The 24,475-nt window shown below is 64.8% G+C and carries 17 protein-coding genes; 7 read left to right on the top strand and 10 right to left on the bottom strand.

Translation table 11 applies throughout. From position 1 onward, the window contains the following. Window position 1 precedes the first annotated feature (1 nt). A complete protein-coding gene (locus ACTJI5_RS19410; RefSeq protein WP_440861463.1) occupies window positions 2-1,498 on the bottom strand; it encodes a carotenoid oxygenase family protein in 1,497 nt (498 codons plus the stop codon). Continuing rightward, window positions 1,495-2,463 carry an NAD(P)H-dependent flavin oxidoreductase gene (locus ACTJI5_RS19405; protein ID WP_439512895.1) on the bottom strand — a complete coding sequence of 323 codons (969 nt, stop codon included), beginning with the start codon at window positions 2,461-2,463 and terminating at the stop codon, window positions 1,495-1,497. The genes ACTJI5_RS19410 and ACTJI5_RS19405 overlap by 4 nt, the downstream gene beginning before the upstream one ends. Window positions 2,464-2,582: 119 nt before the next feature. Here ACTJI5_RS19405 and ACTJI5_RS19400 point away from each other — a divergent pair, with 119 nt between their 5' ends. After that, window positions 2,583-4,883 (top strand): TonB-dependent receptor, encoded by a 2,301-nt coding sequence (locus ACTJI5_RS19400; RefSeq protein WP_058536636.1) that lies wholly within the window; start codon window positions 2,583-2,585, stop codon window positions 4,881-4,883. Between the two features lie 105 nt (window positions 4,884-4,988). Then, window positions 4,989-5,942: a winged helix-turn-helix transcriptional regulator gene (locus ACTJI5_RS19395; RefSeq protein ID WP_440861462.1), complete on the top strand. Its 954-nt coding sequence runs from the start codon at window positions 4,989-4,991 to the stop codon at window positions 5,940-5,942. Window positions 5,943-5,960: 18 nt separating this feature from the next. Here the strand turns inward: ACTJI5_RS19395 and ACTJI5_RS19390 are convergent, their stop codons facing one another. From ACTJI5_RS19390 to ACTJI5_RS19370, 5 genes are all read right to left on the bottom strand, one after another. Further along, complete coding sequence (locus tag ACTJI5_RS19390) at window positions 5,961-7,526, bottom strand: carboxylesterase/lipase family protein (RefSeq protein WP_440861461.1); 1,566 nt, start codon at window positions 7,524-7,526, stop codon at window positions 5,961-5,963. Between the two features lie 38 nt (window positions 7,527-7,564). Beyond that, window positions 7,565-9,745, bottom strand: coding sequence for a TonB-dependent receptor (locus ACTJI5_RS19385; RefSeq protein ID WP_440861460.1), 2,181 nt, complete (start codon window positions 9,743-9,745; stop codon window positions 7,565-7,567). 178 nt (window positions 9,746-9,923) lie between these two features. Next, window positions 9,924-10,946: a sugar phosphate isomerase/epimerase family protein gene (locus ACTJI5_RS19380; RefSeq protein WP_440861459.1), complete on the bottom strand. Its 1,023-nt coding sequence runs from the start codon at window positions 10,944-10,946 to the stop codon at window positions 9,924-9,926. A 23-nt stretch (window positions 10,947-10,969) separates the two neighbouring features. Then, window positions 10,970-12,130, bottom strand: a complete 1,161-nt coding sequence (locus tag ACTJI5_RS19375) for a Gfo/Idh/MocA family protein (RefSeq protein ID WP_440861458.1) — start codon at window positions 12,128-12,130, stop codon at window positions 10,970-10,972. Continuing rightward, on the bottom strand, window positions 12,127-13,644 hold the full coding sequence (locus ACTJI5_RS19370; protein ID WP_197411382.1) for an MFS transporter: 1,518 nt from the start codon (window positions 13,642-13,644) through the stop codon (window positions 12,127-12,129). Before ACTJI5_RS19370 ends, ACTJI5_RS19375 begins: the two co-directional genes overlap by 4 nt. A 115-nt stretch (window positions 13,645-13,759) precedes the next feature. On the opposite strand from ACTJI5_RS19370, the gene ACTJI5_RS19365 reads away from it, so the two are divergent. Continuing rightward, window positions 13,760-14,770, top strand: coding sequence for a LacI family DNA-binding transcriptional regulator (locus tag ACTJI5_RS19365; RefSeq protein WP_440861457.1), 1,011 nt, complete (start codon window positions 13,760-13,762; stop codon window positions 14,768-14,770). Window positions 14,771-14,787: 17 nt separating this feature from the next. Here the strand turns inward: ACTJI5_RS19365 and ACTJI5_RS19360 are convergent, their stop codons facing one another. Beyond that, window positions 14,788-16,476, bottom strand: coding sequence for a GMC oxidoreductase (locus ACTJI5_RS19360; protein ID WP_440861456.1), 1,689 nt, complete (start codon window positions 16,474-16,476; stop codon window positions 14,788-14,790). A gap of 14 nt (window positions 16,477-16,490) precedes the next feature. Then, window positions 16,491-17,108: a gluconate 2-dehydrogenase subunit 3 family protein gene (locus tag ACTJI5_RS19355; RefSeq protein WP_440861455.1), complete on the bottom strand. Its 618-nt coding sequence runs from the start codon at window positions 17,106-17,108 to the stop codon at window positions 16,491-16,493. A gap of 158 nt (window positions 17,109-17,266) precedes the next feature. Between ACTJI5_RS19355 and ACTJI5_RS19350 the strand changes: the two genes are divergently transcribed. Then, the gene (locus ACTJI5_RS19350; RefSeq protein ID WP_058536644.1) at window positions 17,267-17,668 is read left to right on the top strand and encodes a c-type cytochrome; all 402 of its coding nucleotides are present in this window, start codon (window positions 17,267-17,269) and stop codon (window positions 17,666-17,668) included. Window positions 17,669-17,709: 41 nt separating this feature from the next. Further along, the gene (locus tag ACTJI5_RS19345; RefSeq protein ID WP_440861454.1) at window positions 17,710-18,732 is read left to right on the top strand and encodes a sugar phosphate isomerase/epimerase family protein; all 1,023 of its coding nucleotides are present in this window, start codon (window positions 17,710-17,712) and stop codon (window positions 18,730-18,732) included. Between the two features lie 67 nt (window positions 18,733-18,799). Here ACTJI5_RS19345 and ACTJI5_RS19340 read toward each other — a convergent pair whose 3' ends face one another. Further along, on the bottom strand, window positions 18,800-19,807 hold the full coding sequence (locus ACTJI5_RS19340; protein WP_440861453.1) for a LacI family DNA-binding transcriptional regulator: 1,008 nt from the start codon (window positions 19,805-19,807) through the stop codon (window positions 18,800-18,802). A gap of 147 nt (window positions 19,808-19,954) precedes the next feature. Between ACTJI5_RS19340 and ACTJI5_RS19335 the strand changes: the two genes are divergently transcribed. After that, window positions 19,955-22,165: a beta-glucosidase family protein gene (locus tag ACTJI5_RS19335; protein ID WP_440861452.1), complete on the top strand. Its 2,211-nt coding sequence runs from the start codon at window positions 19,955-19,957 to the stop codon at window positions 22,163-22,165. Window positions 22,166-22,189: 24 nt separating this feature from the next. Continuing rightward, the gene (locus ACTJI5_RS19330; RefSeq protein WP_440861451.1) at window positions 22,190-24,454 is read left to right on the top strand and encodes a TonB-dependent receptor domain-containing protein; all 2,265 of its coding nucleotides are present in this window, start codon (window positions 22,190-22,192) and stop codon (window positions 24,452-24,454) included. The last annotated feature ends 21 nt before the right edge of the window (window positions 24,455-24,475 follow it).

Here is a 24,475-nt window from a genome sequence, read left to right as displayed (position 1 = left end):
GTCAGGCGGCCAGCACGCTGTTGTCGCCCATGCCGATATCGTCGCCGGACGCCCAGACGGTGTGCGTTCCCGAACAGATGCGCTCGGGCAGGATGATCCGGCACACCGGCCCCGCCGCGACATTCTTGGCGTCGATCAGCACGCATTCGGATTTGTCGGTCTCAAGGTCGGCGATGAAGGAGACGAGATAGCCGTCGTCCTCGTCCTTCGCATCGATCCGCGGCGCGAAGGGGGCCTCGCTGCCGAAGCGGCCGGGGCCGAATTCATAGGATTCGCTCGTGCGGGCGTTGAGGTCGTGCTTCACCAGCCCGCGGAACAGGAACCAGCCCGGCTCGGGGATCGCGCTATAGGCGTAGCGATAGGGCTTGCCCGCATAGCGGTGGTTGAACATCCCGAATTCGAGGTCGCGGTCGTCGAGCCGCTCCTCGACTGTCTCGCCGGTCTTCAAATTGAAGCGCCAGCGGTGGAGGCGCGGCTTGAGCAGCCCCTGGTCGAGATACGCCATCATCCGCTCGAGCCCCTCGGGCGCGTTCGGATAGGATTTGGGCATCGGCTCTTCCTGATAATAGCCGTCGAGGATGATCTCGTCCCCTTCCTCCCATGCGTTGAGCCAGTGGAGGGTGTAGGTCGGCTCGGCCGTAAACCAGCGAATATCCTCGGGCTGCCCGTGCCGCGGGATGATCGCAAAGCGCGTCTTTTCGTCGGGGTGGAACTGGACGACGTGCAGATTCCGCTCGAGCAGTTCCTCGTTCCAGTAGAGCGGCATGTCGTTGAGGATCGTGTAATTCTTGGTGAACGCCATGTCGTGCGGCAGGCGCGGCCCGGCGAGCGGGATCGGGATATAATGTTTGAGCCTGTTGTCCGCGCCGACGACGCCATAATGCATGAAGGGCGCGTGCTTCGAATAGTTGAAGAACATCAGCTCCCCGGTCGCGAGGTCGACCTTGCAATGCGCCGAAATGCCGTCGAGCGGCACCCAGCTTTCGGTGCCGAACTGTTCGAGCGTGAACGGGTCGAGCCGATAGGCTTCGCCGCACTGGTAGAAGGTCGAGATGATCCGGCCCGCGTGGATCGCGACGTCGGTCGACGATGAATCCTTGAGCCACTCCTGCGCGCCCCAGCCGTGGCGCGTCGATTTGTGCGGCGGCTCCATCAGCCCCGCCCACAGCGAGCGGCCGGCTTCCTTCTCCGCCTCGAACCCCTTGGTGCGCACGAAGCGGCTGCGATAGCTTGCGCGCCCGTCCTTGAACGAGATCGAATGGATGAAGCCGTCGCCGTCGAAGGGGTGATAGCGGCCGATCGGCTCGTGAATCTGGTTTTCGCCGGTGCGCACGTAAACGCCGTCGATGTCGGTCGGGATATTGCCGATCACCTCGGCATCGCCATTGGCAAAGATCGCGTTCCATTCATTGTAGGTCGGCCGCCACGCGCCCTTCATATAAGGGTGGTCGTTCGGCTGGATCGTCGATGCGATCGTCTCGACAAGCTGGGCGGTCATGCGATGACTCCTTCGGCGGGGGCAAATCGCGGCCTTGCGGCGGCGGCATCATATTCGGAAACGAGGCGATCGACGATAGTCGCGACGGGTTCGACACCGCGCACCGCGCCGACACCTTGCCCGGCGGACCAGACATTCTTCCACGCCTTGGCATCGTCCTGCGCGTCGGAGAAGTTGGGACGCTTGTCCTCGGGCATGTTCGCGGGGTCATAACCCGCGGCGATCAGGCTCGATTTCAGCCAGTTGGCGGTCACACCGGTGATACCCTTTGAAGGAATAATGTCCTCGGCGCCGGCGGCGACGACCATATCCTTATACCCCGGCACCGCCATGCTCTCGGCACAGGCGATCAGCGAGGTGCCGAGATAGGCGAAATCGGCGCCCAATATTTCGGCGGCACGGACCGCATGCCCCGTCGAGATCGCTCCGCCAAGCACGAGCGGCCCGTCCCAGAATTGCCGAACCTCCTCGACGAAGGCGAAGCCGGCGGTCGCGCCGGTGTGCCCGCCCGCGCCCGCTGCGACGAGCACCAGCCCGTCGACACCCGCGGCCGCCGCCTTGCGCGCAAAGCCCACCGAATTAACGTCAGCGAAGACGAGCCCGCCATAGGAATGGATTTCCTCGACCACCCGCGCCGGGCTGCCCAGCGCGGTGATGACGAGCGGCACCTTGTGCCGCACGACGCAGGCGAGATCGTCGGGCAACCGGCTGTTCGACGGATGGACGACCAGGTTCACCGCCCACGCCGCCGCCTCGGGATCGTTCGACAGCGCCGCATCGATCCGGCTCACCCAATCCTCAAGGTCGGCGGAGGTGCGCGCATTGGGCGCGGGGAAACTGCCGATCACGCCCGCGCGCGAGGCCGCGATCACCATCTCGGGGCTCGACACGAGGAACATCGGCGCCGCGATCGCGGGCAGGCGCAAATTGCGCGTTAGCGCTGGTGGAAGGCCGTGTCCCGGCAAGGTCAATCCTCTCTCAAATTATCTGACTTGCATAGTGATACTTAAAGCCCTTATGAGTCGCAAGGCAAGAAAAACATCGCGGCGGTGGTCGCCAAGACGATGGTGCGTGGGAGGACCCTATGAAGAGCTATTTTGTCGCGCTGCTTACCGCATCGGCACTCGCCAGCCCTGGCATCGCTTTCGCTCAAGACGCGGCGCCTGCCTCCGAATCCACCGAGGATCAGGGCGGGCTCGAGGAAATCATCGTTACCGCGCAAAAGCGCGCCGAAGGCCTGTCCGACGTGCCGATCTCGATCTCGGCGGTCAGCGGAAAGCAGGTCGAAAGCTATGGCCAGACCAACCTCGAACAGATTTCGTCATCGGTCCCGAATCTGAAGATCACCCAGACCGCGATCGCCAACCGCATCGCGATTCGCGGCATCGCCTCGGGCGACAACAAGGGCTTCGAACAGTCGGTCGCGATGTTCGTCGACGGCGTCTATTACGGCCGCGACCAGCTCTCGCGCCTGCCGCTGATCGACATGGAGCGCGTCGAGGTGCTGCGCGGGCCGCAGCCGACCCTGTTCGGCAAGAATGCGATCGCCGGCGCGGTGAACATCACGACGCGCAGTCCGACCGACGAATTCGAAGGCTCGGTGACCGGCCTCTATGAATTCAACCACAAGGAATTCCAGCTCAACGGCGTACTCTCCGGTCCGCTGAGCGACGGCGTCGAGGCGCGCGTCGTCGGTTATTATCGGACCATGGACGGCTATTTCTATAACCAGAAGCTGGACCGCGACGAGCCGAGCGTTGACGAGAAATATGTTCGCGGCAAGATCGAGTTCGACAAGGGCGGGCCGTTCGCCGCCGAACTCAAGCTCGAATATGCCGACTTCGAGGCGAAGGGACAGCCGCGCGACGTGTTCGGCGCGGTCGGCAACTACAATACCGTCTTCCAGGGGCCGTTCTTCGTCAGCACGAACCCCGATTATGTCCGCGAGGACAATGGCTATGAAAGCCGCAACAAGGTGTTCGGCGCGACACTGAACGCCGACCTCGAAATCGGCGAACATACGCTGACCTCGATCAGTTCGCTGCTCGACTACAAGACACGCGAGATCGTCGACGTCGATTTTTCGGGGATCAGCTTCCTCGACGGCACGAACCTGCGCGAGGATTATCGCCAATATTCGCAGGAACTCCGCCTGGCCTCCCCCGGCGGCGAGACGTTCAACTATATCGGCGGCGTCTATTACCAGCATGCGAAGCTCGACGTGCAGGACTTCACGCGGTTCAACCCGACCTTCCTCGCGCTCGGCGCGCCGTTCAGCGCGCTCGGCGACACGCGCAACGACCGCGACTATGCGCAGAAATCGGACCTGATCTCTGCCTTTGCGCAGGGCGAACTATCGGTGACCGACCAGCTTCGCATCACCGCCGGCGCACGCTTCAACCATGAGAAGAAGAGCGGCCGCCGCACGCTCGCCATCGTCAAGGGGCCGCTCAGCACCGCGCCGTTGCCGGTCGTCACCGCGGTGTTCCGCGCGCTCAATATCGAGGCGCACAGCGTCTCGGGCAAATTGAGCGAGGACAGCTTCAACCCGATGGTCAACGTCCAGTATGACGCCACCGATGATTTGATGCTCTATGCGTCCTTTGCCCGCGGCACGAAAGCGGGCGGCTTCGACATTCGTTCGAACTCGCTGCCGACTTCGACGACGGTGGCGAAACCTGGTGCCTTCATGTTCGAGGATGAGAGCGCCGACAATTTCGAGGCGGGGCTGAAATACAAGGGGCGCAATATCGCCTTCAACCTGTCGCTCTATCGCACCAAATACAAGGATCTGCAGGTCAACATCTTCGACGGCACGCTCAATTTCAACGTCCGCAACGCCGCCGCCGCGACGACACAGGGGGTCGAGGCCGATTTTCGCGCCGCGATCGCCGACGGGCTGACGATCAGCGGCGCGGTCGCCTACCTCGACTTCAAATTCACCAACTTCACCGACGGTCAGTGCTTCTATTTGCAGGCGCCGGGGCCGAACGGCTTCTGCGACTATTCGGGCAAGCGCAACGCGCTCAGCCCCAAATGGTCGGGCAATTTGAACGTCGACTATACGACGCCGGTGACGAGCGACATCAAGGTCGCATTCAACGTCAACGCCGACTTCTCCTCCTCCTATATTGCCGCGGCGAACCTCGATCCGCGCACCCATCAGGATGGGTATGTGAAGCTCGGTGCACGGCTCGCGCTGGCGCAGGTCGACGATCGCTGGGAAGTGGCGCTGATCGGGCGCAACCTCACCAACCAGCGCATCCTGCAGACCGGAAGCGCGATGCCGCTGGCGACGACGATCACGCGCGGCGCTGGCAACGCCTATAATGGCATCGTCGACCGGCCGCGCACGATCGCGGTGCAGCTGACCGGGCGCTTCTGATGGCGGGCGGGAGGGCGGAGGCTCCGCCCTCCCCCTCCCGGCGCACGCCTTGTCGATGCACCCGTCCTGGTTTAGGGGCATGGCGACGCAAGGGATGGCTTTGGCTTGAAACACGACCGCACGATCAGGGCCTGTTCGATCTGGCGCGCGCTGGAGGTGGTCGGCGACGTTCCCGTCCTGCTTATCATGGAACAGGCGTTTCTGGGTGTGCATGGCTTTGACGAATTCGTCGCGCGCACGGGGCTTGCCCGCTCGGTCGTCAACGGCCGCCTCAAAAAGCTGGTCGAGGAAGATTGCCTGGCCAAGCAGCCCAAAAAGGGCGGACGCGGTTACCATTATATGCTCACGCCAAAGGGGCGCGACCAGTTTCCCAACGCACTGATGATGCTGCGTTGGCAGCATAAATGGGAAGCGGCGAGCCGCGATTTCCAGGTTCGGCTCTATCATGCCACCTGTGGCAGTGCGACCGAACCGGTCCCGGTCTGTCATTGCTGCCGCGCCGAAATCGACCCGCGCGACGTCGCATGGCGCGAGGGGCCGGGCCTGGTCCAGGTCACCCCCGCCTATGAACGCCGCCGCTTTTGCGGCGATGTCGGCAGTCGCCGACCGGGCGGCCGGCCCCTGGTCGACACGATGATCGAATTGTTCGGCGACCGCTGGGCGACCTTGGTCGTCCGCGCGATGTTCACCCGCATCAATCGCTTCGACGAGATTCAGCGCGATACGCTGATGGCCACAAACATCCTGACCGGCCGCCTGGACCGCCTCGTCAAGCAGGGCATTTTGTACGCCGCGCCCTATTCGGCGCACGCGGATCGCTTTGACTACCGTCTCACCGAAAAGGGCCGCGACCTCTACCCCGTGATCCTCGCGCTCCTGCAATGGGGCGACCGCTGGTTTTCCGACGAGCGCGGGCCGCCGGTCCTTTTGACCCACACCCCGTGCGGCAATGATCTCAAGATGGTCGTTGCGTGCAGCCATTGCGGCGACGAGCTTGCCCTGGGCAACAGCTCATTCGAAATTCAGGCGACCAGGGATCGCGCAAGCGGAGAATGTTAGGCCAAGGATAGGGCCTCATCATTTGTCGCCGGGTCCATCGGGACCGACAAGATCGAGCCTGTCCGACCACGGGTCGTTTCCAGACCGCGCCGCGCCATCGGAGGCGAAGTCCATCACCTCGCCGCCACGAAAGCGGGGCCAGGCGGCGAGGCCAGGCCCGTTCGGATCTCCGGTTTTCACGAAGTTGACGACATAGGCGCTGATGGTCCGGGCGATCGCCCTGTCCCCGGCGGTCGTCGCCGGGCCATATTTGGTGGCGACCGTATCGAGAAAATAGGGGATCTCGCTCGCGTGCGCCGCGCCCTTCGACCCCGCGCGCGCCGACTCGGCGACATAGGAAAAGCGATAGTGATAGGCGGGCTGCGCGGCCTCGGCGGCGCGTCCGGCGACATAGCGCGCCGGCTCGATCATGAACCTGTCGCCGCCGACCTTGAGCGCCACGTCGAAAAAGCTGCCGTCGCCCGCAGGATCATATATCGCCCGCGCCTTCGCGGCATTCGCGCCGAAACCGGCAAATATCTCCTCTTTCGACTTTGCGGCCACGAAACCGATATCGGCGCTTGTTGCGCCGATCATCACCGGCACCTTCGCCTGAAGGCCGCGGTCGAACATCGCCTCGACGCTTGCCGTCTGCGTCCGCCCGTCGGTGAACGGTCCCGACCAGGTCGGGGCGCCGGAGGGCGGCGCGAAGAGGCTCGCGAGATTGAGACCCGACACGATTTTTTCCGCCGGCAGGGCGCGGAGCCGCGCGAGCGCCGCCGCGTCGGTGCCGTCGATGCCGATGCTCTTCGCGAAATTCAGGCCGATCGCCTCGGCCGACGGGGCGCCCGGCAGGTCACGCGTCGCATCGCGCTGGAGGCCGGCGGTCCGCCCGCCACCCGACATGATGATGGCGCCATGAAACAGGTCGCGGACCGATGGCGAACCCAGCAGGTTCAGGACCGACATGCCGCCCGCCGATTCGCCCATGATCGTGACGCGGCCAGGATCGCCGCCGAACGCTGTGATATTGTCGCGGGTCCAGCGAAGCGCGGCCTGTTGATCCATCAGCCCCCAATTGCCGGCGGGGCCTTCGCCGGCCGCCGGCAGCGCCGGATGCGCAAAGAAGCCGAAGCGGCCGACCCGGTAATTGAAGCTGACGAAGATCACTCCGGCGCGCGCGAGGGCGGCGCCGTCATAAACCGCTGGCGAAGATCCGCCATTCACGAACCCGCCGCCATAGATCCAGAAAAGGACCGGCAGCTTCCTGCCCTTCGCGTCGGCCGGCGCCCAGACATTGACGGTCAGGCAGTCTTCCGAGGGCGGCGTGCCGAGGGGGGCGGCATCGCTCGGGAACGGCAGCTGCATGCAGTCGTGCCCGAAGGCGGTCGCATCGCGAACGCCTGCCCAGGGAATGACCGGCTGCGGCGCTCGCCAGCGGAGTGCGCCGACCGGCGGAGCCGCGAAAGGAATGCCGCGAAAGGTCGCGACATCCCCTTCGACCGAGCCTGCGACATTTCCGCCGGTCACCGGCACGACAGGCGCCTGCTGGGCAGCAGCCGGCAGGGCGGCTCCCAGCAAGGCAATGGCGGCGAATATCCTCATGGCCCGTTCTCCCTGTCGTTTGACGCCCGCTCCGGCCGCTAGAATTTGAAGCCGGCGCGAACGCCATAGGTTCGCGGATCGGCGAAGGTCGCGCTGGTGCCGTTCTGCGCCGACAGGTTCGACAGCGTGATCACATTCTCCAGATTTTTCGCATAGAGCTGGACATAATAGCGATCCTCAGCCGCCGTATAGGTCAACGCCAGATCGGTCTTGTGGAAGCTCGGCTGGCGGAACTGCACCGGAACGGCATAGTCGGTCAGGACATAGGAATCGCTGAGCCGGATGCGCGCATTCGCCTCGATGCGGCCGCCATTGCCCAGCTCGAGCGTGAAATTATAGCCCGCCGAGGCGGTGAGCGCCGGCGAGCGATCGAGATCGCGGCCGGCAAAATCGATCCCCGGCCGGGGGATGAAGCGATCGTAGCGCGCGTCGAGATAGTTGACGCCGAAATCGAAACGATGGTTCGGGTGCGGGTGCAGGCTGGCCTCGACCTCGATCCCGTCGACCTTCGCCGCGCCGGCGTTGGTCGTGATCTGGCATGGCCCGCCGCAGCTGTTCGACTGGAAGCTCAGCTGCAGCCCCTTATAGTCATAGTGAAACACCGAGGCGTTGAGGCGCACCGCACCGTCGGCAAAGCGCGTTTTGATCCCGCCTTCATAGGCAGTGAGCGTTTCGGGGTCGTAATAGAGAATGTCGGCCGGCAGCGCGCATCCCGTGGCCGTGCCCGCTTCGCAGCCATCGTTGAACCCGCCGGCCTTGTAGCCGGTCGAGACGGTCGCATAGAGCAATGTATCGCCGAAATCATAGTCGACGCCGGCACGCCAGGTCACCTTGCTGAAGGTGCGGCGCGCATTGTTCTGCTGCGTCGGGATCTGCCCCACCGGCGCCGGGAAGATAATCACGGTCTGCCCGACGCGCGACTTGAGGTCGTGCGAATAGCGGACGCCACCGGTCAGCTTGAGCCCGGGAACCAGTTCATAGCTGAGCTGCCCGAACACCGCCTTGGACTCGGCGATCGTCGGATCCTGCGGAAAGCCATAGGCGAGCGCGCCGGGAACGAAGGGCGGGTTGAGGATGAAGGCCCCGATCCCTGACTTTTCCTTGAAATAATAGCCGCCGACCTGGCCGGTGAGCGGGCCGTCATTGTCGAAGGCGAAGCGCAGTTCCTGCGAATTCTGCCAATATTCGCCATCGAACACGCCGACAAAGGCGGTGGGCAAACCGAAATCCTGCGGCCCGCCTTCGTGACGCTCCAGCTCGCGGTAGCTGCCAAGATAGGTCATCGTCACCGGTCCGAACGCCCAGTTGAGCTCGGCCGAAACGCCCCACGTATCATTGTCGGTAAACGACGGCGTGCCGTCATTGTGCAGACGCATCCGCTGACGCGTCGATCCGAGGTCGACATATTGCGGCTGCCCACCCGGCGTGAAGGGCCGCGTGAAGAAATTGGTCAGGCGGACGCTGTGCGCCGGACGCCCCTTGATCCGGCTATAGTCGCCCTTGACGAGAAGGCTGACGTCGGGGCCGAGCTCGAGCAGCGCCGACAGGCGGGCCGACAAATTGTTCTTGGCGGGGTCGAGCTTGAAGGGCGACGTCGGCGACTGGATCACAAAACTGTCGCGGCGGTCGTAATTGACCGCGCCGCGCAGCGCGAAACCGCTGGTGACCGGCACATTGACCATCGCCGTCGCCTGGATGGCGTCGAAATTGCCGTAGGCGGCGTCGAACGACGCCGCAAAATGATCGAGAGGACGCGCCGAAATCACCTGCACCGCCCCCGCGGTCGTGTTGCGCCCGAACAGCGTTCCCTGCGGCCCGCGCAGCACCTCGACCCGCTCGATGTCGAAGAAGCTGACCTCCTGCGCCTGCGGCCGCGCGATATAGACGCCGTCGAGCAGGAAGGCGGCCGAGGGGTCGCCCTTCTCCGTACCGTCGGTGCTGGTCACGCCGCGGATCGTGATCTGAAGCCCGTTGGCGCGGTCGATCGACAGGTTGGGAACCACGTCGGCGAGCTGCGTCGGGTTGGAAATGCCCGCGTCGCGCAGCCCTTCCGCGCCGATCGCCGTCAAAGCGATCGGCGTTTTCGAGGCCAGTGTTTCGGTGCGCGTCGCCGTCACGACGATGTCGCCGTCCTGCGGCGTTTCCTGCCCTTGCGCGAGCGCGGGTGACGCGATGAGTGCGACGGTGACGCAAAGATGAATTCGCAGACGATGTGCCATTGGCTCTCTCCCTCCTGTTTTATCTATGAACTCGATTACAGTTCACGTTTTCCAAGCATAAAACGCAGGTTTATTTGAGAGTCAAGTAATCGATTACAAATTTGCCTCCAATCCTTGTATTTTCCTATTTGATAACGTTATCATTTTGCCTCTGAGGATCGAGCTGCCCTGCGGTCGCTCAGTCCCTGTCCGCGCCTCCGGCAAAGTCGTCGAACGCCCGGTCGGTCACGCGGATGATGCGGTCGGCGATGAACCCGGCGCCCTCGCGCGCGCCGTCCTCGGGATGCTTCAGGCAGCATTCCCATTCGAGCACCGCCCAGCCCGGGAAATCATATTGCGCGAGCTTGGAGAAGATCGTGCGGAAATCGATCTGGCCATCGCCGAGCGACCGAAAGCGTCCGGGGCGGTCGATCCAGTCCTGATACCCGCCATAGACCCCCGACCGGCCGCTCGGCCGGAACTCGGCGTCCTTCACATGGAACGCCTTGATGCGTTCGTAATAGAGATCGATGAAGGCGAGATAGTCGAGCTGCTGGAGCAGGAAGTGGCTCGGGTCATAGAGGATGTTCGCACGCGGGTGATCGTCGACGGCGGCAAGGAAGCGTTCGAAAGTCGCGCCGTCGTGGAGATCCTCGCCCGGATGGATCTCATAGGCGACATCGACCCCGACATCGTCGAAGGCGTCGAGGATCGGACGCCAGCGGCGCGCGAGTTCGGCGAAGGCCTCGTCAATCATCCCCGCCGGACGCTGCGGCCAGGGATAGAAATTCGCCCACGCGAGCGCGCCCGAGAAGGTGACATGCGTATCGAGCCCGAGATTGCGGCTCGCCTTCGCGGCGAGCAGCAGCTGTTCGGTCGCCCATTGCCGGCGCGCCTCGGGCTTGCCGTGCAGATGCGCGGGCGCGAAGGCATCGAACAGCCGGTCCTGCGCCGGATCGACCGCGATCAGCTGCCCTTGCAGGTGTGTCGACAGCTCAGTGATCGCGAGGCCATGTTCGGCGAGCGTGCCGGCCAGCTCGTCGCAATAGTCGCGGCTCTCCGCTGCAAGCGCGAGGTTCACCAGCCGTCCGCCGGTAGGAAGCTGGAGCCCCTTGTAGCCGAACCCCGCCGCCCAGCCCGCCATTCCGGCGAGGCTGTCAAAGGGTGCCTCGTCGCTCTCGAACTGTGCCAGAAAGATCGCGGGGCCTTTTATCGTTCGCATGGAAATCCTTTCGGAGGGGAGGGTCAGTTATTCGGCCCGGTTTCTTCGACCGGTTGCCATGTGCCGCCTTGTGCCGAAGACCGGAGCGCGGCGTCGACGAAGCGCAGCCCGCGCACGCCGTCTTCGATCCCGCAAAGCGGCGTTTGCGCGATCGGCGTCGCGGTGCGGATCGCGCCGGCGAAATCGCGGTAGATGTTCGCGAACGCCTCGATGAAGCCTTCGGGATGACCCGCCGGCAACCGCGTCGCGCCAGTGGCAAGCGGACCCAGCCAGGGCCCGCCGGCGCTGACGATCTCGTCGGGACGGTCGGGCCAGCGCAGATAGAGATTCTGGCTGTCGGCGTGCGACCATTGCAACCCGCCGCGCTCGCCCCAGATGCTGAGGCGCAGGTCGTTGCGCGCGCCCGCAGCGATCTGCGTCGCCGCGACAAAGCCCCGCGCGCCGCCGGCAAAGCGAAGCAGCAGCGTCGCATCGTCGTCGATCCGGCGGCCCGGCACAACCGCGACGAGATCGGCGAGCAGATGGTCGATCCGCTCGCCCGATACATATTCGGCAAGGTTGAGGGCATGGACACCGATGTCCGAAATGCAGCCGCCGACGCCCGTGCGGGCGGGATCGGTGCGCCAGCCCGCCTGTTTGTTGTCGCCATGCTCGACCGGATCGGCCAGCCAGCCTTGCGGATATTCGACATGGACCCGGCGAATGCGCCCAAGGTCGCCACGCGCGGCGCGCTCGCGCGCCTCGCGAACCAGCGGATAGCCGGTGTAGGTGTAGGTCATAGCATAGAGCGCGTTTGACGCGGCGACATGGCGCTGCAACGCCAGCGCCTCGCCCAGTGTCGCGGTCGCGGGCTTGTCGCTGATCACATGCACGCCCGCCGCGAGCGCGGCGGCGGCGATCGGAAGATGCGTGTCATTGGGGGTCGTGATGGCAACGAAGGCGATGCCGTCGGGGCGCTGCGCCTCCGCGGCAAGCATGGCCGCGACGTCGGGATAGGCGCGATCGGAATCGATGCCATATCCCGCCGCCGCCGTCAGCGAACGCGCATGATCGCGGCTGAACACCCCCGCGCGCAGGCGTATCGCGCCGTCGAGTTCGGCCGCCATGCGGTGCACCGGCCCGATGAACGAGCCCGGGCCGCCGCCGACCATCCCCATGGCGAGGGGCTGCGCGGGCAAGGTCATGCCTCGCTCCGCGCCGCCGCCAGAGTGACGGGAGCATAGCCCCCGCGCGACCGGAAGAAGAGGATCAGCGCGAGATAGATGGCGAGCATCATTATCGGCAGCAGCGCGACTTCGCGCAGCGCCCCCTTCTTGCCCTCGACGACCACCGTCTCGATCGCCTGCCGTTCGGTTTCGGGTGCTCGTGCGACCGACGCCGCGTCGAGCGCGCGGTACGAGCCGAACACACCCTGCTTCGGCGCCGACAAATGGGTGTCGGCGAGCCGCGTTTCGTGCGCCCGGTCATAGGCGGCGAGCCCCGCCGCGGTCGAACGGTCCTGGATCGTGCCGAGCAGGCTCGCGCCGACGATTCCGGCCGCGAGCATCCCCGCGCCCGCCATGACGTTCACCGTCACCGCGCCGCCCTTGGGAAAACGCTCCGACGCGACGGCAAGGCTGGTGCCCCAGAAGAAGCTCTTGCCGATGCCATAGAGCGTGGCCGCCGCGAGCAGCGCCGCGCCGCTCGATCCCGCCATCCAGAACAGGCCGATCGCGGCGAGCGCCGACGCGATTGCCAGCGTTCCGAGCGGGGTGGCGACGCGCACGATCGATCCCGCGAACAGGCGGATCACGAAAACGATCGCGGCGGTATAGACGAGTACCCAGCCCGCCTCGATCCCCCAGCGTGCCAGTTCGGGTTCCATCAGCGAGACGATCCAGCTGTCGGTGCTGAGCTCGGTGATCGCGAGCGGGATCATCACGAGCACGAGGACAATATAGAGCGGATGCCCCGCCGAGCGGGCGTAGAGGGCATAGAGCGCGGTCAGCGCCGCGACGGCGAAGACGACGAGCGTCCCGGGCAGGTCGGCGACCCGCCCGATCTCGACGCACATCAGCGACAGGATCACGAAGGCGCTGACGAAGCCCGCTTCCTTCAGCATCTCGCGATAGGAAACGCCCGCCGCGACGCGCTCGCTGACGGGGAAACGCTGTCCCCAGAGCGCGATCGCATAGATAAGGACGGGGACCGCCATGATCGCGGTCTTCGCGCGCCAGTCGACATGCGCGCCAAAGGCGATGGCGATCACCCCGCCCAGCATCAGCCCCAGCGGCCAGGCGGCGTGGAGCCGGTTGAGCCAGCGCGGCTTGTCCTCGCTGTAGAGCGTCGCGACGAGCGGATTGGCGGCGGCCTCGACCGCGCCGTTCCCCAGCGCCATGATGAAGGTGCCGGCATAGAGCGACCAATAGCCGCCCGCGGTCACCAATATGCCGAGCCCGACGATGTGGCAGACGGCCGCGAAACCGAAGGCGCGGCGAAATCCGATCCGGTCGATCACGAGACTGAGCAGCACGATGGTAATCGCGAAGGGCCACAGGCCGACACCCAGCAATTCGCCCTTCTGGGTTTCCGACAGGCCAAAGGCCACACCCCATTCGTCGACGACCATCGCACGCAGCACGAAGCAGAAGGATGTCGCCGTGATGGCGGCGAAAGATATGCCGAAAAGCCGCCGCCGCGTATCAAAAGGTCCGATCACCAACCCCTCCCCAATTTACGTATGTAATGGATTACATTATGCACAGTGGCGTTGAATCGCAAGGCCAATAATACTAAGCTTCCCAACGCTTTTCACGATGAGAGAACGTTTCCAAATGACGACAATTGCAGATGTGGCACGCGCGGCAGGTGTTTCGACCGCCACAGTGTCGCGCGCACTAAGCAACCCCGATGCGGTCAGCGAACCGCGGCGCAGCCAGGTGCTGCAGGCGGCGAAGGCGCTCGGCTATACGCCCAACTATGCCGCGCAGAGCCTGCGCACCACCCGGTCGCAGCGGATCATCCTGACCGTTCCCGACATCTCCAACCCCTTTTTCTCCGCGGTGATCCGCGGCGCCGAGGAGGCCGCGCTCGCCGCGCGTTACTCGCTGCTGATCGGCGACACGCATCACGACAGCGAGCGCGAGGAATATTATGCCGCGATGCTGACGCGCCGCGAGGCCGACGGCATGATCTTCCTCGGCCACCGGCTCGCGCCGACGATGGTCGCTCTGGTGGCCAAGCAGGGCGAGAAGGCGCCGATCGTCAACGGCTGCGAGTTCGAACCCGGCCTCAACGTCTCGAGCGTCCATATCGCCAATGCCGTCGCGGCGGCGGAGGCGATGCAGCACCTCTATGACCTCGGGCACCAGCGGATCGGCGTCATCACCGGCCCGCTGCTAAGCCCGATCAGCCGCGACCGGTTGAGCGGCGTTCAGGGCGCCGCGGCGGGGCAGCGCCTGTGGGACGAGGTACTGGTGCGGACGGGCGATTTCTCGGTCGATTCGGGCGAGGCGCTGACGCACGAACTGATGGCCGAGGCGGCGGCGCCGACCGCGATCTTCTGCTTCAGCGACGAAATGGCGATCGGCGCGATCGCGGCGCTTCGCGAACGCGGCCTCGATTGCCCACGCGACGTTTCGGTCGTCGGTTTCGACGACATACGCTACGCCCGCGCCTTCCATCCCGCGCTCACCACGATCAGTCAGCCCAAGGAAACGATCGGGCGCAAGGCGGTCGAGATGCTGCTCGCGATCCTCTCCAAGAAGGCGGAGGGTCTCGCGTCGATCACCCTCCCCCACGAACTGGTCGTGCGCGAAAGCACGGCGCCGCCGCCCGCGCGCTGAGGCAGCGGCCAGCCCCTTCAGAGCTGGCCGGCCTTGAGCCGTTCGACCGCATGATTGGCGGCGCGTGCCGTCAACGCCATATAGGTCAGCGACGGATTCTGCGCCGCGGTCGACGTCATGCACGCGCCGTCGGTAACGAACAGGTTGGACACCTCGTGCGACTGGTTGAAGCCGTTCAGATAGGATGTCGTCGGATCGCGCCCCATGCGCGCCGTGCCCATTTCGTGGATCGCGAGGCCACCGGGCGGTAGCGCCGTCCGGATCGCGCTCACGCCCACGGCGCCCGCCGCGGTCAGCATCGCCACCGCCTCTTTCGATATATCCTCGGCCATCAGCTTTTCGTTCGCGCCCCACTCGAACCGCGTGTTGAGGATAGGAATGCCCCATTTGTCCTTCTTCTGCGCATCAAGGCTCAGCCGGTTGTCGTAATTGGGCAGGCACTCGCCGAAGCCGGCGATATAGATGAACCACGGCCCCGGCTCGCGCAGCGATTGTTTCAGCGGCGCGCCGAAACCCGGCGTCATCGCGCCGCGCGTCCAGTTGGAGCGCGCGGCGGCGCCCTGCAGGCCATAGCCGCGCAGGAAGGGCGCATCCTTCTTTCCGACATTGCGGAAACGCGGCATGTAAAGGCCCGCGGGACGATTGCCGATCGGCTGGCTGTCGAGCATCCCGGGCACGATGCCAAAGGCGCCGCCGGTCATCAGATGGTCCATCAGATAATGACCGAGCACCCCGCTTCTGTTGCCGATACCGTCCGGATATTGCTCGCTCGTCGAGTTGAGCAGGATCTGCGTGGAGCCGAGCGTCGACGCGTTCAGGAAGACGATCCGCCCGCGATAGGTCGTGCGCGTTCCCTTGGCGGAGTCGATGACCCGCACCCCCGACACCTTGCGCGTAGCGGGATCGTGATCGAGCCCCTCGACGATCGCGTCGGTGACGATCGTCAGATTGCCCGTCGCTTCGGCGGCGGGGAGCGTCGAGCTGATCGAGCTGAAATAGGATCCGGTCGAACAGCCGCGCTGGCACGGCCCGCAATAATGGCACGCCGCGCGGTCGCCCAGATCCTGTGTCAGGATCGCCGACGGCGCGATCATCAGCCGCCGGTCGGGGTATTTTTTCGCGATCCCCTCGGCGACATGCGCCTCGCAGCGATTGAGCGGCATCCCCGGCTGGAAACGGCCGACCGGGGCCGTCGGCGCGTCATAGTCCGACTGCCCCGACACGCCGATGAAGCGTTCGACATGGTCGTACCAGGGGCGGATGTCCTCATAGCGGATCGGCCAGTCGACGCCGTGGCCGTCCTCGGCATTTTCGGTGAAGTTGATCGGCCCCAGCCGCGGCGTGACGCGCCCCCAGGTGAGCGAGCGGCCGCCGAGATGATAGCCGCGGATCCAGCTGAACGGATGCTCGGCATCCTGCCCATAGGGATGCGCGCTGTCGTTCACGAAGAAATGGTCGGTCGACTCGCCAAAGGCGTAGCAGGTGCGCTGGATCGGATAGTCGCGCTCGTAGCGATGCCGGTCGCCGAGGTCGCGGAAGGGGAACTCCCACGCCGCCTTGTGCTCGCCGACATAATCTTCGGGCGTGATCGACCGCCCACGCTCGATGAGCAGAACCTTCAATCCCTTTTCGGTCAACTCCTTCGCGGCCCAGCCGCCCGAGATGCCCGAGCCGACGACGATCGCATCGAAATCCTGATTCGACATGGTGATGCTCCCGCTTAGTAGGCGCTGAAAGGCGACAGCGAATAGAGGATGAAGGAATCGGCGCGGTCACCCGGCTTGAACGGCGCGTCGGGCCGATATTCGTTCGGGACCATGTCGAGCCGCAGTTCGACCGATGCGCCGAGCTCGCTCGTATAATAGCCATAGACGGTGAGCCGCTTCATCAGCACCGCAAAGGGCGTGCGCGGCCGCACGCCGGCGCCGGGCGCCGCCATCGCCGCGCTGGCGGCAGCGAGCTGCTTGCCATAATAATCGTCCTTCGCGGCCTGCGCGAGTTCGGCGAACGGCTTCCCATGCGCTGCGCGTGCGCCGTCGCCAAAGGCGACCATCCCGTCCATGAAGTGCGTCCGCTCGGCCGGGTTGAACCAGTCGGCCACCATCATTTCAATGAAGGCCGGCACACCCGCTGCCTTCGCCCCGCCGGTATCGGTCGCGGGAATGATCGTTTCGGCAATGTCGGCAATCAGCGCCCGCCGGTCCGGAGACCATGGCTCCGGCGCCGCCATGGCGGCGCGCGCGACGGGGGTCACCAACCCGACACCGAGAAAGGCGGCAAGCTTGAGCAAATCGCGGCGACCGGTAAGGGCGTCGCCGGCAGTCTGGGCGGATGGCATTGACCTCTCCCTTGCTTATGTTATGAAGATTGAGTAATCGATTGCAAATACCTATGCAAGAGGGTAAATCGGCACAAATATACAAATGAAAGCCCCTACGGCGACGCTATATGTAATCATTTACATATGGCACGACCGGGGAAAAAGAGGGATCGAGGATGAACAAGAAGGCTATGCCCGTGCGGCGGTTCGCCATCGCATCGGCGATTGCGACCGGCGCCCTGCTGTTCGCGGCACCCGGCGCAACCGGCGCCGACGCCCCCAACCCGAAAGCGCGCGTCGCGTTTCAGGCCTGCGCCGCCTGCCATTCGGACAAGGCCGGCGTGACCCGGCTCGGGCCCAGCCTCGCCGGCATCTTCGGCAAGCCCGCCGCGCAGGCGAAAGGCTTTCGCTATTCCCCCGCGCTCGCGAAGGCGAAGCTGCGCTGGGACCGCAAGACGCTCGACGCCTTTATCGCGAACCCCAAGGCGGTCGTTCCGGGCAATCGCATGAGCTACCCCGGCGTTTCGGATCCCGCCAAGCGCGCCGCGATCATCGACTATATGCAAGGCCTCCGCTGAAGGCCGGGCAAACCGACAACGAGAATGAAAGGGACAGGATTATGAAGGGTCGCCACATCGCACCGCTCCTGATGATTTCGTCGGCCCTCGCCGCCGGGGGGGCCTCTGCCCACGACCATAGCGCGCACAAGAAGGCGCCCGCCGCCGCCCGGTGCCTCGGCCTGCCGGTCGAGAAGGTCGCGATCCAGACCTATGTCTTCGCCAGCACGGTCGCGAACATCCCTATCCCCGCCGAATGGGACACGCTTCCCGTCGGCGAGAAGTTCGAGCGGCTCAAGCCATCCTTCGCCAAGCTCGCCGGCGCGAAGCCCGACCCGGCACGGCTTGAGTCGGTGCTCGAGCAGATTTCGGGGATCGGCTATCGCAATATCGAGGGGATGGACCTGATCGGCGGCAGCGACCCGGCCGCCTATGCAAAATTGCTCAAGGACAACGGCCTGCAGGCGGTGGCGAGCCACGCATCGCTCGACAAGGCCAAATGGCCCGCGACTCTCGCCGCCGCAAAGGCGCGCGGGCAACGCTTCATCGGTTCGGGCGGGTTCGGCCAGCCCGGGCTCGACACGCTCGACCATGTCCTCGAAACCGCGCGCAACCTCAACGCGCTCGGCGAAGCCGCCAGCGCCGAGGGGCTCACCCTCTATGTCCACAATCATACCGGCGAGTTCGACAGCCGCTTCCCCTATGATCATGGCGACGGCAAGCCGGTGATGACGAGCGCGTGGGAGATCGTCGCCGCGAATACCGACCCGCGCTTCGTCCAGTTCGAGGTCGACATCTTCTGGGCGCGCCTGGCGTTCAAGCCCGATCGCCTCGACGACCTGCTCGCCTTCCTCGAAAAATATCGCAGCCGCATCGCGCTCCTGCACATGAAGGATCTCGCGCCCAATGGCGCCGTCACCGATTTGGGGGCCGGCACGACCGACTGGCGCCGTGTTATCGAGGCGGCGGGACCGCAGATCGCCTATTATGTCTATGAGTTCGACTTTCCGGCCGATCCGGTGAAATCAGCGACGATCGGCTTCAACTATCTGACTTGCGGCGAAAAGAAGCCGGCTGGCACGTAATCGGGAGCGTGTCGGGCGAGAAGGGCGCACGCCTGACTGCCGAGCCGATACCTCCCTCTTCCGGACCCTAAGTGGTGCCTCGCACAACAAGCCTCGTCGGCAACAGAATATTTCCCGTGCTGAAACCCTCGGGATCCGCGACGAGACGCACCGCCTGAAAGGCCAGGTCCGCTATCGGCTGATGAATGGTCGTAAGCGGCGGCCAGACGAGCTGGGCAATATAGCTGTCGTCGAACCCCGCGACCGCTATGTCTTCGGGGACCGAGCGGCCAAGCTCGCGAATGGCTGCCATGGCGCCGATCGCAACCTCGTCGTTGAAGGCGAAGATCGCGTCGGGCAGCGGGTTCGTGCCGCGCAGAAGATCTAGCGTTGCAATGCGCCCGGCTTCCGCAATCGATTCATTCAGTTCGATGCGAGTCAGCGCGACACCCGCGGGATCGCCGCCCAAGGCGCCCAGCGCGTCGCAGAAGGCCCGCTCGCGGACCATCGCGGCTGCATGATCGGCGGGGCCGGCAATGATCGCGAAACGGCGGCGTCCGGCGTCCCACAAATGCCTCACCAACTGCTCCACCGCTCGACGCTCGTCGGCGCCGACCGCGACCGAGCGGCCAAGCTGCTTTCCGGGGGCGATGCGCACATAGGGCAGGCCGTCGCGATCGAGGGCGTCGAGCAGCTTTTCATCGTCGCAGACCGGCGGCGTCAGGATCAATGCGTCGCAATGGGCGCCGCGCAGCCCCTGCTCGTAGCGGTCGACGACGCTGTCCGCGCCATGGTCGAACTCCTCGAGGACGAGGTGATAGCCATATTGCCGGCAGGCCTTCGCCGCCCCCCGGAATATCTCAGCGAAATAGAAGGACGAAAGGTGCGGCATGAACGCGCCGATCAGGAAGGAGCGTGACGCCGCCAGCGACCGCGCCGCCTGATTCACGCGATAGCCGGTTTCGCGGATTGCCGCCTCGATGCGTTCGCGCGTCGCGGCGCTGACATTGACGTCGCGATTGACGACGCGCGACACGGTCTTTGCCGATACGCCGGCGATCGCGGCGACATCGTCCAGGGTGGCAGGCCTTTTCACGGCGGGACCAATAGGATTCATCGCGCCTTGTTAGACGCGGAATACGTATCCAGTCCACCCTTTATGTCAGCGCTGACATTTTTCGTTGTCAGCGCTGACATAATTAGATAGCTAGCGATTCGAAAACAGAAGAAATGGGAGAGTTTGATGGGGTCGTGGCTTTGCCGCGCGGCGTTGCTGGCCGCCTGTTCGACATCGGCTATCGCACCGGGAGTCCATGCGCAGGATGCGGCCGACGACGCCGATCGCCGCGCCGCCACCACCGAAGCCGCGATGACCAATGCCGAGCGGGTGACCCTGCTGAACGGCATCATGGCTATGCCCCTTGGCGACGTAAAAATCCCCGAAGGCGTTCCGTTCGGCGCCGGCTATATTCCCGGTATTCCTCGCCTCGACGTTCCTGCGCTCACCGAAACCGATGCCAGCCTTGGCGTTTCCTATGTCGGCGGCCTGCGCGGCGACGGCGCGACCGCACTTCCGTCGGGAATGGCGATGGGATCGACATGGAGCTCGGACCTCATGCGAAAGGGCGGCGCGCTGATCGGCGGCGAAGCTCATGCCAAGGGTTTCAATGTCCTGCTCGCGGGCGGCATCAACCTGATCCGCGATCCGCGCGGCGGCCGCACCTTCGAATATCTGGGCGAAGACCCGCTGCATTCCGGGCTGCTCGGCGGCGCGGCGGTTGCAGGCATCCAGTCGCAGGGCGTGATTTCGACGATCAAGCATTTCATACTCAATCCGACCGAGATCGGGCGGCAGTTCCACAATGGCATGATCGACGAAGGCGCGCTGCGCATGAGCGATCTCCTCGCGTTCGAGATCGCGATCGAAAAGGGCCAGCCCGGATCGGTCATGTGCGCCTATAACAAGGTCAATGGCGCGCAGGCGTGCGGCAACGACCGCATGCTGAACGGCGTCCTCAAAGGCGACTGGGGCTACAAGGGCTGGGTGATGTCCGACTGGGGATCGGTCCGGGCGACCGATTTCGCGCTCCACGGCCTCGACCAGCAATCGGGGTCGCAGCTCGACGCGGCGGTGTTCTTTGGCCAGCCGCTGCTCGACGCAGCCAATCGCGACAAGCGCTACCAGCGCCGCCTCGCCGACATGAGCCGGCGGGTGCTGCGCTCCATCTACGCCGTCGGGGTCGATCGCAACCCGCCGCGCAAGGCGCCGATCGATGTCTCCGCCGGCGCCGCGATTGCGCAGGAGATCGCCGAAAAGGGCATCGTCCTGCTTCAGAACCGCGGCAATATCCTGCCGCTCGCCGCCTCGGCAAAGCGCATACTGGTAGTCGGGGGCTATGCCGACGCGGGCGTGCTTTCGGGGGCGGGATCGTCGCAGGTGCAGGGTCAGGGCGGCCCGGCGGTGTCGCTTCCGACCGTGAAGGACGGGCCGTTCACCGCGCTGATGGCGCAAAATTATCACCGCTCCTCGCCGCTCGACGCCATTCGCGCCCGCGCGCCGCAGGCGGAGGTCGTCTTTCGCGATGGCCGCTACCCGGCCGAAGCGGCGATCGCGGCGAAGAACGCCGACCTCGTCGTCGTCTTCGGGACGCAGTGGATGACCGAAGGGCTCGACGTCCCCGACCTCTCGCTGCCGCAGGGGCAGGATGCGGTGATCGCAGCGGTGGCGAAGGCCAATCCGAAGACGGTCGTCGTCCTCGAAACCGGCGGACCCGTCGCGATGCCGTGGAAGGACGATGTCGGCGCGGTCCTCGCGGCCTGGTATCCCGGCGCGCGCGGCGGCGAGGCGATCGCCAGGGTGCTGTTCGGCGACGTCAATCCGTCGGGCCGCCTGCCCGTAACCTTTCCCGCTTCGATCGCGCAGCTTCCGCGCCCCGCCCTTCCCGGCGCCGAGACCGTCGAGCCCAGCTTCGCCGGGCATGGCAAGCCGGGCCAGACGCTCGACATCGACTATAATATCGAAGGCGCCGACGTCGGTTACCGCTGGTTCGCGCGCCAGCAGGCGAAGCCGCTCTATCCGTTCGGTTTCGGGCTCAGCTACACCCGCTTCGAGCGCTCGGGCCTTGCGATCACTAACGGGGCAAGTCCTGCCGCGACCTTCACGCTGCGCAATAGCGGTGCGCGCGACGGCGCCGATGTCGGACAAGTCTATCTGGTCGAAACGCCGCGCGGAAAAACGCGCCGGCTGGTCGCCTTTGCGCGCATCGACCTGAAACCCGGCGAGACGCGCCGGGTCGACGCGCCCATCGACCCGCGCCTGCTCGCCGACTGGAGCCCCAAGGGCTGGGCGATCGCGCCCGGCACCTATCGCTTCGCGCTCGGCGCGTCGGCCGAAGACCTGATCGAGGAAACGGGCGTCACGCTCGCCGGAAGGACCTGGAACTACCGCAAATAGACCATCACAGAACAGGGGGACGACATGAAGAGGATTTGGACTTCCGCCACCGCGCTCGGCGCCGTGCTCGCGGCCACGACGCCGGCCTTCGCGCAGGATAGCGCGGCGACCGACGAACAGACCGGCGGCTTTGGCGAAATCATCGTTACTGCGCAGAAACGCGCCGAAAACCTCCAGGACGTGCCGATCTCGGCAACCGTCGTCAGCGCGGATGCACTTGCTTCGCGCCAGATTTTCGACCCGTCGCAGCTCCAGCTCGTCGCGCCCAGCCTGCAGGTCAAAAGCTTCAACGCGGCGCTCGGCGCATCCAATTTCTCGATCCGCGGCGTCGGCACATTGAGCTTCTCGAACTCGATCGAAGCGAGCGTGACCTCGGTGATCGACGGCGTGGTCATGGGCAACCCGTCGCTCGGCTTCATGAACTATCTCGACCTCGCGCAGATCGAAGTGCTCAACGGGCCGCAGGGCATGTTGTTCGGCAAGAACGCCTCTGCCGGCCTCGTCAACATCACGACGCGCCGCCCCGAAATCGGCCGTTTCGACGGGCAGGTGATGGGCGAGATCGCACAGATGAAGGTGCCCGGCGACGGATTGCTCTATCGTCTGCAAGGCATCGTCAACGTTCCGCTGGGCGACAAGGCCGCGCTGCGCGTCAGCGCGTCGCAGACGCATACCGATCCCGTCATCACGAATCTGGTCGACGTTCCGGGCAGCCAATATGGCCAGAACCAGACCAGCCTGCGCGCCAAATTGTTGTGGGAACCGACCGCCGAGCTCAGCATCTATATCGCCGGCGACTATGCCCATTCCTCGGGCGTCGGATCGGGCGGCAGCGCCGACCGGATCGTCCGGCCCACGAGCCGCTTCGCCGCCGAAAACGCCGCACTCGGCATCGTCGCCAACCCCGACAATTTCTTCTCGAGCTATGGCGCGCCGACGCGGGCCAATTTCGATGTCGGCGGGCTTCAGGCCAATATAGATTATGAGTTCGAAAGCGGTCACACGCTGACCAGCATCACTGCCTGGCGAAAGTTCGACGCCGACAACCTCTTCGATTCGGACAAGCACCGCATCAACCTGCTCGATACGAACCACCAGCTTTCGACGATCAGCCAGTTCACCGAAGAGCTGCGGCTGGCGTCGCCGGTCGGCCAGTTTTTCGAATATCAGTTCGGTCTCTATTATTACGATTCCAAGAGCGATTCCGACATCACCGCGGCGGGCGCCAACGGCGCGACAGCATCGCCGCCGGCCGGCTTCAATGCATGGCTCGGCATTCACTCGACCGGCTCGATGACGTCGAAAAGCTACGCAGGCTTCGGTCAGGGCACGCTCAATATCAGCGACCGCTTCCGGTTCACCTTCGGCGGTCGCTATACCTATGACAAGCTCAAGCTTCGCTCCGTCAGCGATGCGGCCGGGTTCGTCGTCCCGTTCGGCGCGGTGGGGTCGCGCAACCAGCGGATCAGCGAGGAAAATTTCTCGTGGCGCGTCGGCGCGCAATATGACGTGACCGACGACGTCATGGCCTATGCCTCGGTGGCGCGCGGTTATAAGGGACCGGGTTTCAACCTGACGATCGATCCGCGCGCGCCGCTGATCATGCCCGAAATCCCGACCTCCTACGAAGCCGGGATCAAGTCGACGCTGCTCGACCGCCACCTGATCTTCAACATCTCGGGCTACACCTCGACCTTCAAGAACTTCCAGGCGCAGGCGTTCGACACGGCGAGCAACGGCTATGTCCTGCTGAACGCGGGCGAGCTCAAGTCGCGCGGGTTCGAGATCGAGGCGTCGGCATTGCCCGCCGAAGGCCTCGTCTTCAATCTGGGGGTCAGCTATGTCGACGCCTTCTTCTCGGACTTCCAGGGCGACCGCTGCTATCCCTTCCAGCCGAACTGCCGCGCCAACGGGACGATCGATTCGTCGGGCAACCGATTGCCGAACGTGCCCAAATGGACGGTCAGCCTGACGGGCCGCTATGAAACGCCGTTCAGCGAAAGCCTCGCGGTATTTCTGCAGGGTGCGCTCTATGCCCGCACCAGTTCGAATTTCAGCTCGACCGAGGATCCGAGTACGAAGCTGCCCGGCTATTCGCTGTTCGACGCCAGCATCGGGCTCAAACAGATCGACGACAAGTTCAAGCTGACGCTCTTCTGCCGCAACTGCTTCGACAAGCGCCAGCCGACCTTCATCAACTCCAACTCGCAGTCGCGCGGCGACTATTACCACATGTTCGGGCTCAACTCGTTCCGGACGCTGGGCGTGTCGCTGGACGGTCGTTTCTAAAAGGGGCAGGCGCCGGGCCGT

Origin of the sequence: Sphingopyxis sp. 22461, assembly GCF_052044915.1 — a bacterium.
Taxonomy (GTDB): domain Bacteria; phylum Pseudomonadota; class Alphaproteobacteria; order Sphingomonadales; family Sphingomonadaceae; genus Sphingopyxis.
This window is presented reverse-complemented; position numbering and strand designations above follow the sequence as displayed.